The sequence below is a fragment of the Agrobacterium sp. K11 genome (assembly GCF_059429395.1).
Map to the genome: position 1 here is coordinate 1 of NZ_JCAHRB010000001.1, position 22364 is coordinate 22364.

19 protein-coding genes are annotated in these 22364 nt (G+C 57.1%); 12 read left to right on the plus strand and 7 right to left on the minus strand.

Translation table 11 applies throughout. The features are described 5' to 3' along the window. Positions 1–200: 200 nt before the first annotated feature. Positions 201–926 carry a histidine utilization transcriptional repressor HutC gene (hutC, locus tag AC5SEO_RS00005; protein WP_174068949.1) on the minus strand — a complete coding sequence of 242 codons (726 nt, stop codon included), beginning with the start codon at positions 924–926 and terminating at the stop codon, positions 201–203. A 48-nt stretch (positions 927–974) separates the two neighbouring features. Continuing rightward, a complete protein-coding gene (locus tag AC5SEO_RS00010) occupies positions 975–2321 on the minus strand; it encodes a formimidoylglutamate deiminase (protein ID WP_174068948.1) in 1347 nt (448 codons plus the stop codon). A 115-nt stretch (positions 2322–2436) separates the two neighbouring features. Between AC5SEO_RS00010 and hutI the strand changes: the two genes are divergently transcribed. The 6 genes from hutI to AC5SEO_RS00040 all read left to right on the plus strand — a co-directional run bounded on the left by hutI (position 2437) and on the right by AC5SEO_RS00040 (position 9584). Continuing rightward, positions 2437–3696, plus strand: a complete 1260-nt coding sequence (gene hutI, locus AC5SEO_RS00015) for an imidazolonepropionase (protein WP_174068947.1) — start codon at positions 2437–2439, stop codon at positions 3694–3696. Continuing rightward, on the plus strand, positions 3693–5228 hold the full coding sequence (hutH, locus tag AC5SEO_RS00020) for a histidine ammonia-lyase (RefSeq protein WP_174068946.1): 1536 nt from the start codon (positions 3693–3695) through the stop codon (positions 5226–5228). The genes hutI and hutH overlap by 4 nt, the downstream gene beginning before the upstream one ends. Position 5229: 1 nt before the next feature. After that, on the plus strand, positions 5230–6048 hold the full coding sequence (gene hutG, locus AC5SEO_RS00025; protein ID WP_065660392.1) for an N-formylglutamate deformylase: 819 nt from the start codon (positions 5230–5232) through the stop codon (positions 6046–6048). Continuing rightward, complete coding sequence (gene hutU / locus AC5SEO_RS00030; RefSeq protein WP_174068944.1) at positions 6045–7718, plus strand: urocanate hydratase; 1674 nt, start codon at positions 6045–6047, stop codon at positions 7716–7718. The genes hutG and hutU overlap by 4 nt, the downstream gene beginning before the upstream one ends. 245 nt (positions 7719–7963) lie before the next feature. Next, positions 7964–8971 (plus strand): alpha/beta fold hydrolase, encoded by a 1008-nt coding sequence (locus AC5SEO_RS00035; RefSeq protein WP_236771367.1) that lies wholly within the window; start codon positions 7964–7966, stop codon positions 8969–8971. 43 nt (positions 8972–9014) lie between these two features. After that, on the plus strand, positions 9015–9584 hold the full coding sequence (locus AC5SEO_RS00040) for a HutD/Ves family protein (RefSeq protein ID WP_174068942.1): 570 nt from the start codon (positions 9015–9017) through the stop codon (positions 9582–9584). Positions 9585–9596: 12 nt separating this feature from the next. Here the strand turns inward: AC5SEO_RS00040 and AC5SEO_RS00045 are convergent, their stop codons facing one another. The 4 genes from AC5SEO_RS00045 to AC5SEO_RS00060 all read right to left on the minus strand — a co-directional run bounded on the left by AC5SEO_RS00045 (position 9597) and on the right by AC5SEO_RS00060 (position 14465). Further along, positions 9597–11075, minus strand: coding sequence for a M81 family metallopeptidase (locus AC5SEO_RS00045; RefSeq protein WP_026330730.1), 1479 nt, complete (start codon positions 11073–11075; stop codon positions 9597–9599). A 70-nt stretch (positions 11076–11145) separates the two neighbouring features. Then, positions 11146–12234 carry a D-TA family PLP-dependent enzyme gene (locus AC5SEO_RS00050; protein ID WP_495363648.1) on the minus strand — a complete coding sequence of 363 codons (1089 nt, stop codon included), beginning with the start codon at positions 12232–12234 and terminating at the stop codon, positions 11146–11148. A gap of 32 nt (positions 12235–12266) precedes the next feature. Then, on the minus strand, positions 12267–12662 hold the full coding sequence (locus AC5SEO_RS00055) for a RidA family protein (RefSeq protein ID WP_003511636.1): 396 nt from the start codon (positions 12660–12662) through the stop codon (positions 12267–12269). A gap of 417 nt (positions 12663–13079) precedes the next feature. Then, a complete protein-coding gene (locus AC5SEO_RS00060) occupies positions 13080–14465 on the minus strand; it encodes an FAD/NAD(P)-binding protein (protein WP_174068940.1) in 1386 nt (461 codons plus the stop codon). Positions 14466–14905: 440 nt separating this feature from the next. Here AC5SEO_RS00060 and repA point away from each other — a divergent pair, with 440 nt between their 5' ends. The 6 genes from repA (at position 14906) to AC5SEO_RS00090 (ending at position 20780) form a co-directional block, all read left to right on the plus strand. Beyond that, positions 14906–16120, plus strand: coding sequence for a plasmid partitioning protein RepA (repA, locus tag AC5SEO_RS00065; RefSeq protein ID WP_029658853.1), 1215 nt, complete (start codon positions 14906–14908; stop codon positions 16118–16120). Continuing rightward, complete coding sequence (repB, locus tag AC5SEO_RS00070; RefSeq protein WP_003511631.1) at positions 16117–17127, plus strand: plasmid partitioning protein RepB; 1011 nt, start codon at positions 16117–16119, stop codon at positions 17125–17127. The genes repA and repB overlap by 4 nt, the downstream gene beginning before the upstream one ends. A 185-nt stretch (positions 17128–17312) precedes the next feature. Next, a complete protein-coding gene (gene repC, locus AC5SEO_RS00075; protein ID WP_075807636.1) occupies positions 17313–18590 on the plus strand; it encodes a plasmid replication protein RepC in 1278 nt (425 codons plus the stop codon). A gap of 400 nt (positions 18591–18990) precedes the next feature. Then, positions 18991–19203 carry a hypothetical protein gene (locus AC5SEO_RS00080; RefSeq protein WP_065687988.1) on the plus strand — a complete coding sequence of 71 codons (213 nt, stop codon included), beginning with the start codon at positions 18991–18993 and terminating at the stop codon, positions 19201–19203. Positions 19204–19269: 66 nt separating this feature from the next. After that, entirely contained in the window at positions 19270–19542 is a 273-nt protein-coding gene (locus AC5SEO_RS00085; RefSeq protein ID WP_003511627.1) for a hypothetical protein, read from the plus strand. Positions 19543–19580: 38 nt separating this feature from the next. Continuing rightward, positions 19581–20780: a low temperature requirement protein A gene (locus AC5SEO_RS00090; protein WP_076845408.1), complete on the plus strand. Its 1200-nt coding sequence runs from the start codon at positions 19581–19583 to the stop codon at positions 20778–20780. On the opposite strand, the gene AC5SEO_RS00095 is transcribed toward AC5SEO_RS00090, so the two are convergent. Beyond that, positions 20777–22246, minus strand: a complete 1470-nt coding sequence (locus AC5SEO_RS00095; RefSeq protein WP_174068938.1) for a glycosyl transferase family protein — start codon at positions 22244–22246, stop codon at positions 20777–20779. The two genes, AC5SEO_RS00090 and AC5SEO_RS00095, sit on opposite strands and share 4 nt — an antisense overlap. Between the last annotated feature and the right edge of the window lie 118 nt (positions 22247–22364).

Here is a 22364-nt window from a genome sequence, read left to right on the forward strand (position 1 = left end):
TCACCCTCAAACAAGTCAACACACCAAAATACAAATTCTAAAAAAAACATTCAAAACATTGATTTTAAAGGAGAGTTTGAAATTAGTCATACAAACTAACAGATTTTAACGTTTCGGAACTGCATGACGGGAGCTAGGGCTTTTCCTACCACGACGAGGGCGCTCTCTTGGGCATTGCAGGCATTGCGCCCTTCCCAGTCTTATTCGGAAGACGGGCTGAAACGGGCGACCAGAGCGTGCGCATTGCCGGGATAGGTGAAGCGTACATAGGTGACGGCACCCGAATTGCTCCATGTGCGCCGCTCCACGACAAGGCAGGCCTGCCTGTCGGAGATACCCAACAGGCGTGCCACATCTTTCGAGGGCGTTTCGGCACTGATGCGGTGTTCGGCATTGCTCCAGGGAACATGGCCAAGCAGCCAGGGTCCGGGTGCAATCTCCGTGAAGTCGATTTCAGCGGCATCGGGAACGGTTGCCAGATTGACGAGACGCTGCTCGATGCAGAATTCCCGCATGCCCGCAAAATGAATGCAGACGATATCGAGCAGCGATGTACCAATGGCAATATCGAGACTTGTCCGATCCTCACGCTTTGCGACACGCTGTGTGCGCTTCAGGACCTTGAAGCCATATTCCAGGCCAAGGGATTCGACTTCCGCCCTGATATCGTGGATTTCGAGAACCGCGGACTGGATCTGCGGCTGGCGAACGAAACTGCCGGATTTCTTGCGGCGCTCGATCAGGCCGGCCTTCACAAGCTGGCCCATGACCTTGTTGACGGTCATGCGGGAGCAATCGTAGTGGGCGGCGAGATCAACCTCGAAAGGCAACCGGTGACCCGGCGGCCATTCGCCCGATACGATCCGGCCCTCTATATCACCGAGGATTCGCTGGTGCAGGGTTTGCCCGGCCGATGCTTTCGTCACGTCCGCAATGCCTTCCAACGGCTCGATGTCGTTCCTATCGAGCGCATATCAGCTATCGACAAGTTCGGCCATGACCTTGTTGAAGCGATCCGATATTTCATGGCGATGGACGTGCCGGCCCGCTTGCACCAGTTTTTTACCGCGCACCCAGACGGTATCGACGTGGACGCTACTCGCGAACATCCACTGGTCGAGAATCTGGGATGCCGGAAGATGGGGAACGGCCGAGCAATCAAGCGCGACAAAATCAGCGCTTTTTCCCGCTTCTATCTGATTTTTTGAATCCAGCGCCCTGCCACCGCCTTGAAGCGCCTGCTGGAACAGTTTCTCGCCAGTGGAACGGCCGACATCGGCGATGACATTTCGCGCCCGAAGCGACAGGCGCTGCGAATATTCGAGCATCCGCAATTCTTCCGGCACGGAGATCAAAATGTTGGAATCCGAACCGACACCGTAATGGCCGCCTTCCGCGATGAAACCGGGAGCGGGGAAGATGCCGTCGCCAAGATTGGCCTCGGTGATGGGGCAAAGGCCGGCAACGGCACCGCTTTTTGCCATGCGGCGAGTTTCGGCTTCTGTCATATGCGTCGCATGGATAAGGCACCAGCGCTCATCGACCGGCGCATTCTGCAAAAGCCACTCCACCGGCCGCGCACCTGAAAAGGCGAGCGAGTCCTCGATTTCCTTGACCTGCTCCGCCACATGAATGTGGATCGGGCCGCCTTTCGCCAGCGGTTCGATCGCCGCCAGTTCTTCACCAGTTACGGCACGGAGACTGTGTGGCGCGATGCCGAGCGTTGCACCGGGAAGCCCATTCACCACGGCTTGGGCGCCCTGCATGAGCCTTTCGTAACTGTCGAGCGAATGGATGAAACGTTTCTGACCGTCTATTGGCGCCTGACCGCCGAAACCGGAATGCGCATAAAATACCGGCAGCAAAGTCAGGCCGATACCCGTTTGCGAGGCGGCGGCACCGATACGTTCGGCCATTTCGGCGATATTGCCGTAATGCGAACCATCCATATCGTTATGCAGGTAATGAAATTCACCGACCCGTCCAAAACCGGCTTCCAGCATTTCCATATAAAGCTGGGCAGCAACCGCCTCGACATGATCCGGTGTCATTGACAGCGCGAATTTGTACATGACCGTGCGCCAGCTCCAGAAGCTGTCATCGGCAGGTCCGCGAATTTCAGCAAGCCCTGCCATGGCCCGCTGAAAGGCATGGCTGTGGAGATTGGGCATGGCTGGCACGATAACGGCATGCCGTTCATCCTGCGGCTGTGGAGAAACACCGGTTTCGACGGATGAAACAGCACCGCCCCTGCAGTGGATGCGAACATCTTGCACCCACCCATCGGCCAGAAGTGCTGCGCCCGCGTGAATTACCGTCATGCCACCCTCTCCTCTTGATCTCTTCTGACAAGGCGACGTCGCATACGAAATTGCGGCTTGCCAACGTGATTATTATGTATATACATTTGGCACATAAAAGAAAGGCGAAAAGCAAATGCCAGGGAACAAATATACAAAGGGAATGGCGACGGGTGACACTACCGCATTGTGGCGCAATGCCCGGCTGGCGACGTTTGATCCTACCATGGAAGGCATCGGCGCTATCGAAAATGCAGCCATTGCCATACGCAACGACCGCATCGTCTTTGCCGGCGCTGAAAGCGATCTGCCCGCCGACCTGGCAACGGCCGACGAGATAACCGATTGTGAGGGACGCTGGATCACCCCGGCCCTGATAGACTGCCACACACATCTGGTCTTCGGCGGCAACCGCGCCATGGAATTCGAAATGCGCCTCAATGGCGCGACCTATGAGGAGATCGCCAAAGCGGGCGGTGGTATCGTTTCTTCGGTACGCGACACGCGCGCCCTCTCGGAAGAGGCTTTGGTGGCACAGGCATTGCCCCGTCTGGATACGCTTCTGGCGGAGGGTGTCTCGACCCTCGAATTAAAATCCGGTTACGGTCTTGATATCGAAACCGAACTGAAAATGCTGCGCGTCGCCCGCAAACTTGAGACGTTACGGCCCGTTAGAATCGTCACCAGCTACTTGGCCGCGCATGCGACACCGGCCGAATATAAGGGCCGTAACGCCGACTACATTATGGACGTGGTTCTGCCGGGGCTGGAAAAAGCCAATGCGGAAGGACTGGCGGATGCGGTTGACGGTTTTTGCGAAGGCATCGCCTTTTCAGTTGAGGAAATGACCCGGGTTTTCGAAGCGGCAAAACAGTACGGTCTTCCCGTCAAGCTGCATGCCGAACAGCTTTCCAACCTCGGCGGTACGGAGCTTGCCGCGTCCTATGGTGCGCTTTCCGCCGATCATCTGGAATATCTTGATGAGGCCGGTGCAAAAGCATTGGCTAAAGCGGGAACGGTGGCCGTGCTTCTGCCCGGGGCCTTTTACGCGCTCCGCGAAAAACAGCTGCCCCCGGTTCAGGCCTTGCGCGATGCAGGCGCTGACATCGCGCTGGCTACCGATTGCAATCCTGGCACCTCACCACTGACTTCCCTGTTGCTGACCATGAACATGGGTGCCACGCTTTTTCGCATGACGGTGGAGGAATGCCTGACGGCGACCACGCGCAATGCCGCAAAGGCGCTCGGCCTGCTTGCGGAAACCGGCACGCTGGAAGCAGGAAAATCCGCTGATTTCACCATCTGGGATATCGAACGCCCGGCTGAACTTGTCTACCGCATCGGCTTCAACCCGCTCCACGCCCGCATTTTCAAGGGACAGAAGGTTTCTCCATGACTATCACGCTTCACCCCGGCAATGTGACCCTTGCTGAACTTGCCGCAATCTACTGGGATAACGGCGCAGCGAAACTCGACCGTTCGTTCGATGCCGGCATAGAAAAAGCAGCGGCCCGCATCGCCGAGATCGCCGCCGGCAATGCGCCGGTCTATGGCATCAATACCGGTTTCGGCAAACTCGCCTCGATCAAGATCGACGCAGCCGATGTGGCGACGCTGCAGCGTAACCTCATCCTGTCACATTGCTGCGGCGTCGGTGCGGCGCTTCCGGAAAATGTCGTGCGCTTGATCATGGCGCTGAAGCTGATTTCGCTCGGTCGCGGCGCCTCCGGCGTGCGGCTGGAACTGGTGCGGCTGATCGAGGACATGCTGGAAAAGGGTGTCATCCCTTCCATTCCGGAAAAGGGTTCGGTCGGAGCGTCGGGCGATCTCGCACCGCTTGCCCATATGGCCGCCGTGATGATGGGCGAAGGCGAGGCTTTCTATGAAGGTACGCTTCTGCCCGCCGGCGAAGCTCTCACTAGAGCCGGGCTGACCCCGGTCGTGCTCGCCGCCAAGGAAGGGTTGGCGCTGATCAACGGCACGCAAACCTCGACGGCGCTGGCGCTTGCCGGTCTTTTCCGCGCTCACCGCGCGGCACAGGCAGCGCTGATAACAGGTGCGCTTTCCACCGATGCCGCCATGGGTTCTTCGGCTCCCTTCCATCCCGATATTCACACATTGCGCGGCCACAAGGGCCAGATCGATGCGGGGGCTGCGCTGCGCAACCTGCTGGAAGGATCCGAAATCCGTGTCAGCCATATCGAAGGCGACGAGCGCGTTCAGGATCCCTATTGCATCCGCTGCCAGCCGCAGGTGGACGGCGCCTGCCTCGATATTCTGCGACAGGTAGCCCGCACGCTTGAAATCGAAGCCAATGCCGTGACGGACAATCCGCTGGTGCTTTCCGACAATTCCGTCGTATCCGGGGGCAACTTCCACGCTGAACCGGTGGCATTTGCCGCCGACCAGACGGCGCTTGCCATCTGCGAAATCGGCGCGATCGCGCAACGCCGCGTGGCGCTGCTTGTCGATCCGGCTCTATCCTATGGCCTTCCGGCATTTTTATCGAAAAAACCGGGGCTGAATTCCGGCCTGATGATTGCCGAAGTCACCTCCGCTGCGCTGATGAGCGAGAACAAGCAGATGGCTCATCCGGCTTCGGTCGATTCGACGCCAACCTCAGCCAATCAGGAAGACCATGTCTCCATGGCCTGCCACGGCGCGCGCCGCCTGCTACCGATGACGGAGAACCTTTTCGCCATCCTCGGCATCGAGGCGCTTTCGGCGGTTCAGGGCGTTGAGCTGCGTGGGCCATTGAAAACCAGCCCGGAGCTGCAAAAGGCAATCGCCGTGCTGCGTCAGGCGATCCCTTCACTGGAAGAGGACCGTTATATGGCGCCGGATCTGAAGGCGGCATCCGACCTTATTGCGACCGGCGCTCTTGTGTCCGTGATTTCCGACGGCATTCTTCCGAAGCTGGAGGCGTAAGATGCGCGTCTTCGATATTAAAGAAGGCACATCGCCCGTCATTCTCGGCCTGCCCCACACCGGCACCGATGTTCCCGCAGCGATTTGGCAACGCTTGAACGACAACGGTAAGATGCTTGCCGATACCGACTGGCACATTCATGATCTCTACGCGGATCTGCTCCCCGACGCGACGACGGTTCGCGCCACCTTTCATCGTTATGTGATCGATGCCAACCGCGATCCTGAAGGCGTTAGCCTCTATCCAGGACAAAACACCACAGGCCTTGTTCCGGAAACCGATTTCGACGGCAAATCGATCTGGAATGAGGGGCAGGAACCGAATCAGGACGACATCGTCTCTCGGCTGGAAACGTTTCATGCACCCTATCACGCGGCCCTTGCCGCGGAAATCGAGCGGGTTAAGGCCATTCACGGCATCGCCATTCTCTATGATTGCCATTCGATCCGCTCGCATATCCCGTTCCTGTTCGAAGGCAAGCTGCCGGATTTCAACATCGGTACGGATATGGGCAGGACCTGCGACCCAGCCATCGAGACAATGGCGGTCGAAGCGACCGCTGCGGCAGAAGGTTACACCAGCATTCTCAACGGTCGCTTCAAGGGTGGCTGGACGACACGCCACTACGGAAAGCCCGAAACCGGCGTGCACGCCATCCAGATGGAACTGGCGCAATCCACCCATCTAACGACAGAGGCACTGCCGTTTGCCTATGACGACGCCAAGGCCACCAAGCTTCGTATCCACCTGAAAGACATTCTCACGCGCATCGAAACGACTGCGCTGACACTCGCACACACCAAAAGGGGAACCAAATGACCAATCCTCGTCACAATATTCGCGACGTCCGCGCTGCGCGTGGAACCGAGCTGACCGCGAAATCGTGGATGACAGAAGCGCCGCTGCGCATGCTGATGAACAATCTCGATCCTGAAGTGGCCGAGAACCCGCACGAGCTGGTGGTTTATGGTGGCATCGGCCGTGCCGCCCGCACCTGGGCGGATTTCGATAAGATCGTCGCGACCCTGCGCGACCTCAACGAAGACGAAACGCTGATGGTCCAGTCCGGTAAACCGGTCGGCGTGTTCCGCACCCACAAGGATGCGCCGCGCGTGCTGATTGCCAACTCCAACCTCGTGCCGCACTGGGCGACATGGGATCATTTCAACGAGCTGGATAAAAAGGGTCTTGCCATGTACGGCCAGATGACCGCCGGTTCGTGGATCTATATCGGCAGCCAGGGCATCGTGCAGGGCACCTACGAAACCTTCGTCGAGGCCGGTCGTCAGCACTATAATGGCGATCTCACAGGCAAATGGGTTCTGACCGGCGGCCTTGGCGGCATGGGCGGCGCCCAGCCACTTGCCGCCGTGATGGCCGGTGCCTGCTGCCTTGCCATTGAATGCAATCCCGATTCGATCGATTTCCGTCTGCGCACCCGCTACGTCGATGCCCGCGCCGAAACTCTTGATGAGGCGATGGAGATGATTGAGCGCTGGACAGCCGCCGGTGAGGCGAAGTCCGTCGGCCTGCTCGGCAACACCGCTGAAATCCTGCCGGAAATGGTCCGCCGCGGCATCCGTCCAGACATGGTAACCGACCAGACTTCGGCGCACGACCCGATCAACGGCTATCTGCCGAAGGGCTGGACTATGGCCAAGTGGAGGGAAAAGCGCGAGAGCGACCCGAAAGCCGTCGAAAAAGCTGCCCGTGCCTCGATGCGCGAACATGTCGAAGCGATGATTGCCTTCCAGGACATGGGCATTCCGACTTTCGACTACGGCAACAACATCCGCCAGGTGGCAAAAGAAGAAGGGCTGGAAAACGCTTTCGCCTTCCCGGGCTTCGTTCCGGCCTATATCCGCCCGCTGTTTTGCCGCGGCGTCGGCCCGTTCCGCTGGGCGGCACTATCGGGTGATCCGGAAGACATCCGCAAGACCGACGCCAAGGTGAAGGAACTGCTGCCCGACAACAAGCACCTGCACAATTGGCTTGATATGGCCGCCGAGCGCATCGCGTTCCAGGGCCTGCCGGCGCGTATCTGCTGGGTTGGCCTTGGTGATCGCCATCGTCTCGGTCTTGCTTTCAACGAAATGGTCAAGAACGGCGAGCTCAGCGCTCCGATCGTCATCGGCCGCGACCACCTCGACAGCGGTTCCGTCGCCTCGCCGAACCGCGAGACCGAAGCCATGCAGGACGGTTCGGATGCCGTATCCGACTGGCCGCTGCTGAACGCGCTGCTCAATACCGCATCCGGCGCGACATGGGTTTCCCTGCACCACGGCGGCGGTGTCGGCATGGGCTTTTCCCAGCATTCCGGCATGGTCATCTGCTGCGACGGCACCGATGACGCGGCCCGCCGCATAGAGCGCGTGCTGTGGAACGACCCGGCAACCGGCGTCATGCGCCATGCCGATGCCGGTTACGAAATCGCCGTGGAATGCGCAAAAGAGCAGGGCCTGCGACTGCCCGGCATTCTCGGTAACTAAAGAAAAAACTCGGCGCAGTCTTCAGGCTGCGCCGTTTATCTGATCGGGGAAGAGAGCCGCGATCCACCCATCGTACAGTGCCGACAGCGGTGCCGCATCAGTTTCGACGCCGCTGTCGGCGGCCGGTGGAACTTCTGGTCTGTCTGCGGCTTTCTTACGTTGCTGTTTTTAACCGACCGACTGTATGCTCGTTTGAAAGCCGCGCTAACCGTTAGGCAGGCATGAAGGACATGGTAGATCAAAGAATGGCGCACAGGTTCCTTCCGCTTGCCTTTACCCTCCTGCTCGGGGCACTTCTTCCGGTTTCCGCTACGAATGCCGTGGCGTCCGAAAAGCAGCAAAATGTTCCCGTGCGGATCGATGTGGGCGGCTACAAGCTGAACAGCATCTTGGTCGAGCCGGGAAAAAGCGCCGAGCTTCCGCCGATCCTCTTCATTCACGGCGCAAGCGCCAGTCTCTATGATCCGATGTTTTCGTTTCTCGAAAAGCTCAGAGGCCGTGCAAAACTGCTATTTGTCGACAGGCCAGGGCACGGCAATTCGGATATCGGCGGCAAGGCAAATATTCTCCCGGATGGACAGGCGGACGCCATTGCCCAGCTTATGAAAAAGCGAGGCGTCCCGAGAGCGATTATCGTCGGACATTCCTTTGGCGGCGCCATCGCGGCATCGCTTGCGGTCCGTCATCCGGAGATGGTCGCGGGCCTCGTATTCCTTTCTCCCGCTGTCTATCCGTGGGAGGGCGGCATCGCCTGGTATTACACAGCGGCAAATGCGCCCTTTACCGGTCCGCTGTTCAGCACCTTCATTGCTCCGCCCGCCGGGCTCCTGGCATTGGATCAGGCAACGCGCGGTGTTTTTGCACCCAATTCCAGACCCGCCGGTTATGTGGAAGCAACGCATTCCGTGGCGGCCCTGCGGCCCAGGGCCTTTCGACACAATGCGCAGGAGGTCGCGGCTCTCAATGAATGGGCGCGTGGAGCTTCCTCGGAGTATCGGGGCATCACGGCACCAACCGTCATCATAACCGGTGATACGGACACGATCGTCTCGCCAGAGGTGCATTCCCGTCATCTCGCCAGAGATATTCGCGGCTCCACTTTGATCGTCGTGCACAATCTCGGGCATAAATCTGACTATGTCGCCAGTGACCTTGCCATTGCCGCGATCGAAAAGGTTGCCGGCCGGCCATCCGATTTAAAGGCGGTCCAAAAAACGATTGAGCGACGCATCGAGAATGATCGCGGATCATAAACTTCCGGCCCCGCGCCCTTAACGACCCGATTCTGGACATCACATGAGAATATTACGCGCTTCCGAACACAAAACCATGCCGTGGAAAAATGGCGGCGGCGTTACGGTGGAAATCGCCATCCATCCGCCGGGTGCTTCCGTGGATGCATTCGACTGGCGCGTCAGCATGGCGACCGTTGCTCAGGACGGACCATTTTCCAGCTTCGCCGGCATAGACCGCACGCTTGCGATTATCGAGGGAAACGGCCTTGCACTCGCTATTTCGGGTCGTGAGCCGGTGGCGCTGACGACGGAGAGTACCCCCCTGCCCTTTGCCGCCGATGTTCCCGTAGATGCGACCCTGACGGACGGCGCGATCGTCGACCTGAACGTCATGACCCGCCGCTCATCCTTAGCCCACAGCGTGCAAAGACTATCCGGCAGCCGCTCGATGCAGGCGGCAACGGGAACAAGGCTGATCCTCGCGCTCGATCCTCTGACGGTCGCCGTCAACAACGACACAGCCCGGCTGGAGAAGCTGGATAGCGTTTTCATCACGGAAAGCGTGCCGTTCACCATCGATGCAGATCATGGTGAAGGCATATTCTTTCTGATCACGCTACAAGATATTTGAAGCGTCGCAGCCTCAGTCCAACCCCAGCGGATCGGCCACCCGTGGCCATAGCTGGAGGCTTGCCTTGCGATAGGCGGTTGTGGCCGGATCGGTCGGATAGGAAGTGGGCGCGGCGATATAAACGATCTCGGAAGCGACCGGCGCAAAACCCGCATGGAAGTGGTTGGTGGACTTCACCAGCAGCACGTCTTTCCTGGCAAAATCAATGCCGAGATTGGAAAATATATCCGGCTCATAAGTTTGCGTGCGGCTGGTAATGAGAATGATGTCGATTTCAGTTCCGACCGGTCGAACGACGGCGGCGCGGCCGAGCGTGACGCGGCTGTTTCGGAAACTCTGCCACCCCGCTTCTGCAGTGCGCATGACCCTGATCCGGAAATCGAGCGGCTCGCCACCTTCGGGACTGGATTTGCCGCCAATACGCAGATCAATCTCCGCCCCCTCGCCTGCCGCGTGACAGAAAGACACAGCAATCGGATCCCAGATCGTTGCCACACCGATATTGTCCATGCCGCGCTCCACCATGCGCCGCAGAATATGGGTGGCATCACCCGCAACGCCACCACCGGGATTATCCCATATATCCGACACCACGACCGGCATATCCGGATGCTCACTACGAATGGCGAGAGCCCTGTCGAGACCCGATTCCGTGTCGAGCATCGGCATGGCAGTCAACTTGCGCATGGCATAAAGCTCATGGCCGAGTTTTTCGGCCAGTGCGTCACCTTTTGCCCTGTCATTATCTGTCACGACGACGATACGCGTGCCCATATCTGGTACATCGCCTGCCATGAAACCGTGAATGACGGAAATAGACAGCACGCCGTCCTTGCCCTCCAAAGCCTTCAAACGGTCAACATAAGAACGCATCGGTTCGCGGCTGGTGGGGTAAATGGTGATCATGCGGCAATCGAAAGTGGAAATAACCGGCCTGATTTCTCCGCGGAGGGTGCGAAGTGCCAGTTCAACGACGTGCTCACCACGTTCCTCAAAATCCGTATGCGGGAATTCCAGAAACGTCGCCATGATATCGAGATTTTGGACCCTTAAAGGGGTCAAATGGCTGTGGGGATCGAATTCCGCCGCGATCAGTACGTCGGGACCAACAAGCGTGCGGACATGCGACAGGAAATCGCCTTCCGGATCATCATAACCTTGGGCGACCATGGCGCCATGTAGACCAAGAATTACCGCATCGACTGGCAGGGCGGCGGCAAGCTCGGCAAGAATCGTATCGCGCAGCGTTTCATAGGTCTGGCGCTGTATCAGCCCCGCCGGTTCCGCCCAGCAGGAGGTACCCTCGATTACCGTAAACCCTTCCGCTTTGCCGCGCCGGCGCAGAATTGGTACCGGTGAGGAGCACAGTGTCGGCGTTTCCGGATGTTCGCCGGGCCCAGCGTAAAAAGCCGCGCGAAAGGCGTCCATGTCCGTCGGGACGGGTGAAAACGTGTTGGTTTCGGTGGCAAGCGATGCCGTGAATATGCGCATGACTGTCATTCTCGTTGCCGATGCCCGCTTTTCAGCAGCATTTTTTTGCAATTTAATTAGCCGGGTAATGTTACCAGACGGTGCCGCGTGCTGTGACGTCTTCCACCCGCGTCACGATACCGTTTCGATGGAAAACCATCCTGTCGAAAAGATTAGTAATGACGCAGGTGTGGTTCGGCACAACCTTGACCAGCTCACCGATTTCCGGCCGGCCCGATGTGCAGCCCGACAAATCGACCACCGCATGTTCTTCCGAAAGCGACATGATTTTCGCGCCTTCATACCCTTCAATCAGCCCGTAATCGCTGAACCCAAGGAGATCGGAGGTCAAAGCCTTGGAGCCACAATCGAGCACAGCGCGATCAGCTGTCGGTCGCGACACCACTGTGGCAAGAACATGCATTGCCAGGTCGCCAGCGGTGCAATTTCCGGCACGCAGCATCGAACGGTCATTATATACATAGGTGCCCGCCCGATATTCGGTTGCGGAGGGAACGAGGTGAGCAGAGAAAAAATCCGGTGAGCCGCCGCTGGAGCGAACCGGGCAGTCGATGCCCTTTTCCGCAAGCAACGCCATGGTTTCCCGAATGAAGTTCTCCACCTTTTCAGCGCCACCGGGTGCCGGATAGGTCAAAACGCCCTTGAAATTGAGGCCCGGTGCCGCGACGATCTTTTCTGCAAGCTGCAACACGGCTTCCGGGGTCTGCACACCGCAGCGTTTTCCGCCGGTATCGCATTCGACAAGAACGGAAAGCGGTCTTTCCGCGTCGAATGTGCCGGCAAGGCCAGCAATCGTCACGGCGCTGTCGGCGACGACGCTCAGTTGCCTTATACGCGCATTCAATGCCCTCAGCCGCGAGAGTTTCGCCACGCCGAGGATATTGTAGGTAATGAGAATGTCGTCGAAACCGGCATCCGCGAAAACTTCCGCCTCGCTGACCTTCTGGCAATTGATGCCAATGGCGCCCGCCTGAAGCTGCTGCTTCGCAATGGCTGGTATCTTATGCGTCTTGATATGGGGGCGAAAAGTCTTGTCATGTCCATCAAGATAGGACTGCGCCCGCGCAATGTTGGCGGCAAGTCGGTCCTCGTCGATCACGGGCATCGGCGTCGAGATCGCATCGAGTGGGGTGCCTTCGTCAGGCCAGGGGTAGGTCATCGTCAAACGCTCTCAGAATCGGAAATTGGCAATCAAACCAGTGGCTTATAGGCTATAACATCCATTTCAACCTTCGCATCGACCATCAGGGGCGACTGCACGGTTGAACGTGCCGGTGGATGATCGATGAAATATTTCTGGAAGACCGCGTTGAAACTCGAAAAATCCCGGGCATCATCCAGCCAGACATTGACCTTGACGACATCGGCAAGTGTACAATCCGCAAGCGCCAGAACATCCATGATATTGGCCACAACCTGCTCGGTCTGAGCCACAATGCCGCCAGTTACTACTTCACCATCGACTGTTGGCACCTGTCCAGACACATAGACGAAATCACCGGCCCGCACGGCCTTGGCAAAAGGCCTGCGCTGTCCGCCAGCCTGAGCGTCAGCCGTCTCGAATCGTACCAGTTTCTGCTTTTCCATAGATGCCTCGCAAATAATTTTCATAGAAATCGTATTTTTAAGGGTTTAATAGCTCGTTTTGCATCAATATTCCATAAGTGATGTAAATAATTTAGCAATTGTGTAAATCATCAACTCGCGGACGGATGGACGTCACGGTGAGCTATTCGTATCGCCGCACGTTGTCGAACCGAATAATGAGGCTCAAAACCCATTGTCTGTCGCGATCTATGGAAGCGGCTATTGGCTGAGCGAAGGCTCTTACTAACCCTTAGCTCTATCGCGTAATGAGGAAAGCCCGGTACATTCGGATGGCCGCCTGATGAGAGAAATAGAGAGGTTAGCCGCGGCAAACCTCAGTATCTGAAAAGTTAGAGGAACAGTCTCAAGCGCAAACTCTTTAAGACCTGGCACTGTGCGAGTGTTCTTTCCGTCACATCAACCGTGTGCCGATACCCGCCGGTCCGATACCACTCTGTCCGTAACAGCTTGCGCGATCTTTTGCGCCTGCACGCGGATATCCGGCACGGCGGTTATCTCCCAAAAGCGGCCCGCCGTCAGCGCCCCGGCGGCAAACAGGCCAGGCCAGACCTGCCCGTCCGCGCTTGACAAGCGCGACTGGCCATCGACCTCGACCCCAAGACCAAAGGCGTCGAGCAAAAGCACGCCATCGTCCCGCATGGTTTCCAAAAGCCGTGAATGACCGATCCCCGCCCTCTCCATTCCGGTACAATTAACGACCCAATCGACCTGAAACTCTCTAAGCGTCTCCGTATGCCGACGGCGATAGAGTACGGCGATCCCCTCGTCCTGCTCGTCGAGAGAGCGGAGATAACCGGCGTGAATCTCTAGAACGCCGTCAGATAATAGCTTTTCAAAAGCCTTATGCACTTCGGGCGCGATTCGGTGCCGGTGAATGTTCCACCAAGGCAAAGCATGGCGAAGAAACCGGCTTCGCTGATCAGATGTCAGGCTCTGCCAATGCAGCTGGGTCTTCGGCCGTAGACCGTCCATGACAGTACGCCACGGCGCACCATCTTTCACCTGCTTACGCAGAGCCTGCACTAACCGGCTGATCTCGGTCGAACCTTCTGGTAAGCGCGGATCAGCTGGAGACAGTGGCGGGCTGATATGTGGATGCGGCACAAGTCCGCGGCGGGACAATACGTGGATTGGGCCACGATGTCCCTTTCCTCGAAGCGTCAGGACCTGATCTATCATCGTCAGGCCAGAACCCAGAATACAGATGCGGTCCCCCGCCTTTACTCTCGAAAGCCATCCGGACTGCCAGCAATGCCCGATGATGCGATGCGGCGCGTCGTCATCTTTCGTCAGAGTTTGCACCGGCAAACTTGCCGCGCCGACACCAAGACATAAGACAACATTTTTCGCCCGTAGCTTCTCACCATTCTCCAGTGCAAAAGAGAAACCGCCATTGCCATCCGGGCGACAGGCTGAAGCCTTGGCACGAATGAAGTCCACCCTTGCCCGCTGATCCCGGCTTCTCAGCAGGCTGGCGAGCCTGTCCCTGAGATAGAGGCCGTAATCGCCACGTGAGGCAAAAGCCAATGGATCATTGCCGAGCCCGTTCTCCGTCAGCCAATCGAGAAAGTCATCCGGCCTGTCGGGGAATACGCTCATCCGCCCTGCCGGCACATTGAGCCGGTGATAGGGCAACTCGGTACGATAGGCCGTACCGCGCCCGAAATCCGACTCGTCGCCGACAATGGCGATCGACGCGTCCCCGGGCAGGGATGATAAGAGATGAGCGGCGGTACAGATGGCCGAGAAACCCGAACCGACGATAGCGACATCATAGGACATTTATTCCTCCAACCTGCGACAGCACGAAAGGTCAGGCGGTGGGCGCCGGACCCGTTGATACTCTAGTCGATGAGTAGAGATTAAACACCTGCCAATGTCTACCCTTCACTTTCCGCCGGCGGGATCGCTCATTGCACATTTGGTGCGCAGGATTGTCAAAGTTAGCCGCGGCAAACTTTCGCTCTGATCGCTCCTTGTCAGTCTTGAAGGAAGTCGAAAAACCGCGTCTCAGCCAGAACGAAGATGAAGTTAGCCGCGGCTAACCGAAAAACTGTCACAAAAAGCAAAACTGATTCTTCCACAATGCCTTAGCGGTACTTCTGCATCCGGGAAAAAAGCCTATTGCGCCAAAAAGAGAATCGGCGCTTATATCTCAGTTGCGGAAAAAACCGTCTTTTTCGAAAAAAACCGCAACTGCAATATCGAGCGAAAGTAGATCCATGACACAGAGTGCCGACTCAAGATTTGCTGCAGGGGCACCCGACCTCACGAGCCTTATACAACAGCATTCGGCTGCATTGTCAGCCCAATTGCAGGCGCATAATGCGAATACGTTTTCGCCGCATACCGAAAAGAGTATGCGCCATTTTTCGCCGGCGGAAACCGCCCGGCTGATTGGCATCGGTGAAGCCTATCTTCGTCAGATCGCCGCTGAGCGTCCGGAGCTCGATGCAGCGCAGGCATCCGGTCGTCGTTCCTATTCGGTAGAGGATATGGACGAGATCAGAAAGTTTCTCGATCAGGGCGCGCGCGGCACGCGTCGCTATCTGCCCCACCGTCGCGACGGCGAGGAATTGCAGGTCATCGCCGTGATGAATTTCAAAGGCGGTTCGGGTAAGACCACGACATCCGCGCATCTGGCGCAATATCTGGCACTGCGCGGTTACCGGGTTCTGGCTATCGATCTTGATCCGCAGGCCAGTCTCTCCGCTCTCTTCGGTCACCAGCCCGAAATGGATGTCGGCCCGAATGAAACGCTCTACGGCGCGATCCGCTACGACGACGAACGCCGGCCGATCGCCGAGATCGTTCGCGGCACCTATATTCCCAACCTTCATATCGTTCCGGGCAATCTGGAGCTTATGGAGTTCGAGCATGATACCCCGCGCGCACTGATGCGTCGCGCACCGGGCGACACGCTGTTCTTCGCTCGCATCGGCCAGGCGATCGCCCAGGCCCAGAATTTCTACGACGTCGTGGTCATCGATTGCCCACCGCAACTCGGTTACCTGACGCTTTCGGCGCTGACGGCAGCAACATCGGTTCTCGTGACAGTTCATCCGCAAATGCTTGATGTCATGTCCATGAACCAGTTCCTTGCCATGACTGGCGATCTTCTCGCTGAAATCGGCAGGGCCGGCGCACGCTCCGATTATAACTGGATGCGTTACCTCATCACGCGTTTCGAACCGAGCGATGGGCCGCAGAACCAGATGGTGGCTTTCCTGCGCTCGATCTTCGGTGAAAACGTCCTCATTCACCCGATGCTGAAGAGCACGGCCGTTTCGGATGCCGGATTGACCAACCAGACGCTTTTCGAGGTGGAAAGAACCCAGTTCACGCGCTCCACCTATGACCGCGCACTGGAAGCCATGAACAACGTGAACGCTGAAATCGAGGGATTGATTAAAAAAGCGTGGGGTAGGGCAGCATGAGCAGAAAACAGATTTTCGCCAATCTTGGCACGCCAGGCACAGACAACGATACCACTCCCGAGCGGTCCCGTCCGCGTGTCAGACCCATCCTCGGTTCTCCCGAACTGGTGACGGATGTGTTGAACTCGCCAGTCGGCATGATCGGCCAGTCTCTGAACGAAGTGTCGGAACGCTCCAAGCGTGCTGAAGAGATCGAAAAACGGCTCGCAGAGGGCCTTACGATCGTTTCGCTCAATCCTGCTGATATCGATCCGTCTTTCATACCCGACCGCATGCCAGCCTCAGAAGAGGCGGATGCAGGCCTGGTGGAGGCTATTCGCGAGCAGGGCCAGCAGGTTCCCATTCTGGTGCGCCCTCATCCCGAATTTCCCGGACGTTATCAGGTCGCATTTGGCCATCGCCGTCTGCGCGCCGTTTCCAACCTGGGTATTCCGGTCAAGGCCGTGGTTCGCGATCTCAGCGACGAACAGCTGGTTGTCGCCCAGGGACAGGAGAACAACGAGCGCCGTGACCTAACCTATATCGAAAAGGCGCGCTTCGCCCAGAAACTGCAGATGCGGTTTCCGCGTGATACGATCATGGCGGCGATGTCCCTGCACAAGGGCGATCTTTCCAACATGCTATCGGTTGTCGGTCGCATTCCCGAGGATCTGGTCGATCTTATTGGTCCGGCACCCACCGTCGGTCGCCGTAACTGGATGGATCTCGCAGATCAGCTCTCCTCGTCACAGGTCAAGGAAGCTGCGCGCGCTTATGTCAGGGAACCTTCAGTTGCCGCTCTTCCGTCGGAAGAACGCTTCAAGTCGCTTCTGGATTTTCTAAAACCCAAGGCACAGGCAAAGAAAGCCGGTGTCTGGTCTTCGGAAACTGGCAGCAGACTGGCAAAGGTGGTCGAAAGCGACCGCAAGCTGGATATATCCATCGACAAGAACGAGGCGCCGGAATTTGCCGATTTCGTTCTGGAACATCTTCAGGCGCTGTTTGCCGAATACCGGTCCAAGCAGTGATTGTTAATACCAACGACTAACAGGAGACGCATTACAAAAGAAAAAAGCCCCCGAACGTTGCCGCACGGAAGCCTTTCTTTGATCTAAGCAACCAAAGAATCTCATTTCCGCGAATCATAGTCAAGAGTCTTGGCATCGAATTTTTCGGTGAGCGATTTTCTTTTGCCTTGTGAAAGGTGAAAGACATGGACAGCACATGTGTAACGACGCCCTTTGGGCGGCGAGCGATGTCGTTTGGCGTCCTCGCAACTCAGTTTGCCGCGCAGAAAAACAAAAAGACCGAGGCGGTCGATAAATGGAAACTCTACCGTTCGGTCTGTGAAGCCAGACCATTGCTCGGCGTGACCGATCGTTCTCTCGCGGTCTTGAACGCCCTTCTGAGTTTTTATCCGAAAAATGAACTCTCCAGCGAAGCCGGTTTGGTCGTCTTTCCGTCGAATACGCAATTGTCATTGCGAGCACATGGAATGGCAGAACAGACATTGCGCCGCCATCTCTCGGCTCTCGTCGAGGCCGGTCTCATCATCCGCAAGGATAGTCCGAACGGAAAACGCTACGCCCGTAAGCACAGGGGCGGGGAAATCAGCGAAGCCTATGGTTTTTCGCTGGCACCGCTTCTCGCCCGCAAATCGGAAATCGAGGAACTCGCCGAACGCATCGTTCGCGAGCGGCTCGACCTTCAGCGGCTTCGTGAAAACATCAGCCTGTGCCGCCGCGATATCCAGAAGCTTTGCGAAATGATAGCCGCCAGCGGTGAAGTCGTAACGTCAGAAGGATTCCAGGCGCGCTACAATGCCATTGCCCGGTCTCTCGGCCGTAATTCAAAGCCTGTCGAACTCAAGGAAATCGCCGGATTTTTGGTCTCCCTGCGTGCAGAAGTGACCAACTATCTGGAAAATATTGAAAATTCGGAGAAATCGGGCGGCAATGACTGCCAAAATGAGCGCCTCATAAAGAATTCAGAATCCGAATCTATATCTAAACCGCAAAATTTGCGTGAACCGGTAATCGTCGCACCTGCCGACACGACAGTCGTACAGCCAGAATACGCCGTACCCGTCAGTGCAAAGCCGTCATCGCAACAGCCAAAGCCTGTTCTTCATAAGCAATTTTTTGTTCCTGATATTGTTTTGGTTGTGAAGGCTTGCCCGGATATTTCCCTCTATGCACCCGGAGGAGCAGTGACTGGATGGCGTGATCTGGAAGTGGCGACATCAGTCATCAAAACCATGTTCAACGTTAGCCAGTCGGCCTACCAGGACGCCCTCACCACTTTCGGTCGACAGGGAACAGCGGCGATTCTTGCCTGCCTGCTGCAAAAGGCGGACCAGATCAGCTCGCTGGGCGGATATCTGCGCAATCTCACCCGTAAGGCCCATGAGGGCGGGTTTGATCTTCAGGCCATGCTTCTGGCGCAACTGCGGGGTCGAACTGACGGGATAGAGAGAAGCATGGCCGTATGAGCTCTTGAGGACGGACAGAAAATGGCGTCGGCTTGCCGAATTCCCAGTCTGCAGCTACATTGACGCTGTTTCTGCAAGACTCCGAAGATTCGCTGTGAGGCTGCCAGTGTTTACGAACAGACTGTGCTGGCAGGGGTCCCTATGGTTAATGCAAAGTAATGAAAGTTAAGCCTTGATTGACTTTCGTTTGAGTTATTCCATGATTGGTTTCAATCGGTTGAGTCCGAGTATCTTTTAGCGGTAGTGCGATGATACGGGCAGGAAAAGCGCGATTTTTATGCGTTTCTTGCCTGACTAGACCGGGGTAATGCCGAGATTTCGATATGGCACGATGTTGGAACTGAACCTTCCTTAAGATCGTGCGTTTCCCTATCTATGTTGGAAGGGGGGCGGTGAGCCTATGGTTTTTCCAGACGATATCGAGCTGGCTGTCGCTGTGTACATGGCAGACATTGCCTTGCCTCGACATACCGCCATCGAAAAGCTCTTGAAGGCGGGACTTGAAGATGCCGGTTATTTAACCGGAGGTGAGGGGCGGCCGCCGGAAATTATCGACGGGCAACCAAGTTCAGACTATGTGCAATATCGCACCTATCTGGACGAGGACAGCTGAAAGACGGCTGGAACCAAACCGGGCGAGGGCTGTTTATGGCGCAGTCAATTGTGACAGGATGTGCCGATGTTCTCCAAGTCCCTCTTTATCGCGACAATTGTCATCTCCGCGACGAGCCACCCGATATTTGCTCAGCCTCTAGAGGTCAGCATATTGGAACCGACCAAGACCCGTAGCGCCGAATTCTCGCCTGGGGCGACCGCATCGAATTATATTACCGATGTCTCCGGCAAGACAGTGCGTCTGGTAGGACCGCGTTTTTATCCCGACAATGCGCGGGCGCTGCAGTTTCCCGGCCGGGACTCGAATGTTAATTCTTCGGCTGAAGCGCAACGCTAACGCGATCGCAATAATTCATATTGACGAACAGGGGCAGAATGGGAACCGAAAGCGAAACGTCCGGGCACAAACCGGATGCGCAAACCTGGATCAAACAGGACGGGCACGAAGCAGAAAAGGCGACCTTTCCTGAACTGTTCTTCGATCTGGTTTTCGTTTTCGCGCTCATTCAGCTTTCCCATGCGCTAGCAAAGGACTTCGGACCGACAGCGGCGCTTGAGGCGGGCATACTGATATTGTCACTTTGGTGGTTGTGGATACACACCACCTGGATCACCAACCTGCTGAATACCGAAAAGGAGCCTGTCCGGATTCTGCTTTTCGTCCTGATGTTCGGCGGGGTTCTTTTGGCCATCGCGCTGCCGGAGGCTTTTGCGGAACAGGGTTTCGTGTTTGCCCTTATCTACAGTGCCATGCAGGTGGGACGGAGCCTGTTTGCACTTTATGCCTTCAAGGGAGAGGACAGGCAGTCTTTTCTGGTTTTTGTGCGCGTGACGATCTGGCTAGTCGTATCGAGCCTGTTCTGGCTGGCTGGTGGGCTTGTCGATCTGACGGATCGAATCCTCCTGTGGGGTATAGCGCTAGCGATAGAATATGCCGGACCCGCTTGTCGTTATGTCGTCCCGGGATTGAAAGCAAGCGATGCGGATAAGCTGCATCTTTCCGGCGAGCACCTTGCGGAGCGCTGTGCGCTTTTCGTCATCATCTGTCTCGGGGAAACGATCCTAACCACCGGCCGCACGGCCACGGAATATATGAATTCTGGCCTCACATTCATCGTCTTTTGTTCGGCCTTCGTCAGCACCGTCACAATGTGGTGGATCTATTTCCATCACGGACAGGAAGAGGCCTCCAGAAAGGCCGAATATGCCGACGAGAAAGCGAAGATTGCCCAGAATCTTTTCAACTACGGACATTTGCCTATCGTGGCCGGCATCATCCTTACGGCAGTTGGAGAGGATTTCAGCCTGTCCCATGCCCATGAAGGGACGACGATGAGGGAGTCCATCGCCATTCTTGGCGGCCCGATCCTGTTTCTAGCCGGTAATATCGGCGTCAAGATTGCTGCCACCTATCAGCGGCCGATCTCGCATTTTGCCGGAGTAGCGGCGCTCTGCCTGCTTCTGCCGGTGCCGGGCGTGCCGCTTTTTGCGCTGCAACTGGCAAGCACGGGAATTTTGCTGCTGGTGGCGCTGTGGGAATATCTGGCGCTGAAAAAATCAGTCGCCAACGCCTAGGCAGTGGCGAAATCGCGTGCCCTGTCGTTCCACAGCCGCAGGCTGCGGGCATAGGCCTCTTCGAAAGGCAGAACCATATTATTGACCAGCATCAGGGCGATGGCAGCGGTGGAGACGATGATGGTTTCCGCTCTCTCGTCTCTGGCCGCCCCCGTCCAGACGGCGCGCCAATATTCGAAGGTGGTGAACATGGTCGGCATTTCGGCCGGTGGTGTTTCGCGGGCGGGAATGACGAACTCGACATCTTCGCCTTTGGAAAGACCGAAGATCCGGGTGCTGCGGAAGGGAGTAAATTGCGCGAAATCCCGCGTATTGCCGAGAATGGCAAGGCTCTCGACGGAAAGCAGCCGCGCCGTATCGCGATGAAGCTCCTGATAGGAGGGGCGGGCGACGCCGATAATGGTGCTTCTGGCGCGAAGCGGATTGAGAAGATGCACGACCGTATTGAGCGGCAGGCGCATTTCCAGAATGCCGTGCAGGCCAAGCAGGCTCTGAAACTGTAACGATAGTCCACCGATCGGCAGATAGGCGATCCCTTGCGAGGCAGTGGCCTTGGCCGCCTGCGAAAGTGAATGGCAGAGCGGTATGCCGCAGGCTTCAGCGGCGAGTTCGAGCTTACCGCCATTTTCTCCCTGGCCCACATGGCCGTGTAACAAGACGCTATATCCCGCCATGGAAACGAGACGCGCGGAATGCAGGAACCAGGGTGCATCGCGATGTTTGGGCGACATATAGGCCGGCCAGTCGAGATCGACCGATGCGGGCGCTTGCTGGTCTCTTTTTATATGGCCCCACATGGCTTCGATAAAACCGGCAAGCTCTGCCGCGGTCACACCGCGATATTGCATGGTCGCAAGCAGCGCTCCTATCTGTATGGGATCTGCATTGCCTTCGAGAATGATCGAAAGCGCGTCCATCGCCTCTTGCTGGCTGAGCGGGCGGCTGTTGCCGATGCCCATCGCCGAGGTCGCTATATATTTGGCGAGCCTGTGCTGCGGATCGGCATTGTGTCCGATGCGGGCAAGGCGGTCCGCTATATTTTCCGGTGTCGGCTGACCTTCCAGAAGAACGCTGGGGCGCAGCGAAAGAGGCGGCGCCTTCATCAGCACCGGCCGTTCCCAGCCGCTAACATTGGCGGCGGCGGGAGCTGCCGCTTTTTCCTGTGAATAATCGATCAGGTTTTCCGCCTCCGCCGCCAGCGAACGAATGCGCAGCCGCATGGTCTCGGCAAAGGGGGTGGGTCGCAAACCCTGGCCGGTGCGTAAGAACAGCTGGTCGCCGTACTTCTCGCGCAGCTGCTGTAATATCCGACTCATCGATGATGTCGGCAGTCCCATGCCTGCCGCTGCGCGGCTGACGCTTCCTTCCCGCAACAACGCATCGAACGCGACAAGTAGTTTCAGCTGACCAAGCCTGTCGGGCTTTGTCGGGGAAGCTGGTTCTTCTTTTCTCTTGCCGGTTGTCATCTTGCTGTTTTTTTACCTCGCCCCCGATTACAGGGGGCCTTTTTGCAATTTCTGGAATTTAGAACTGTTCGAAAACAAACGCGTTGCGCCAGACCTCCCTCCTAAATAAGTGGGGGTA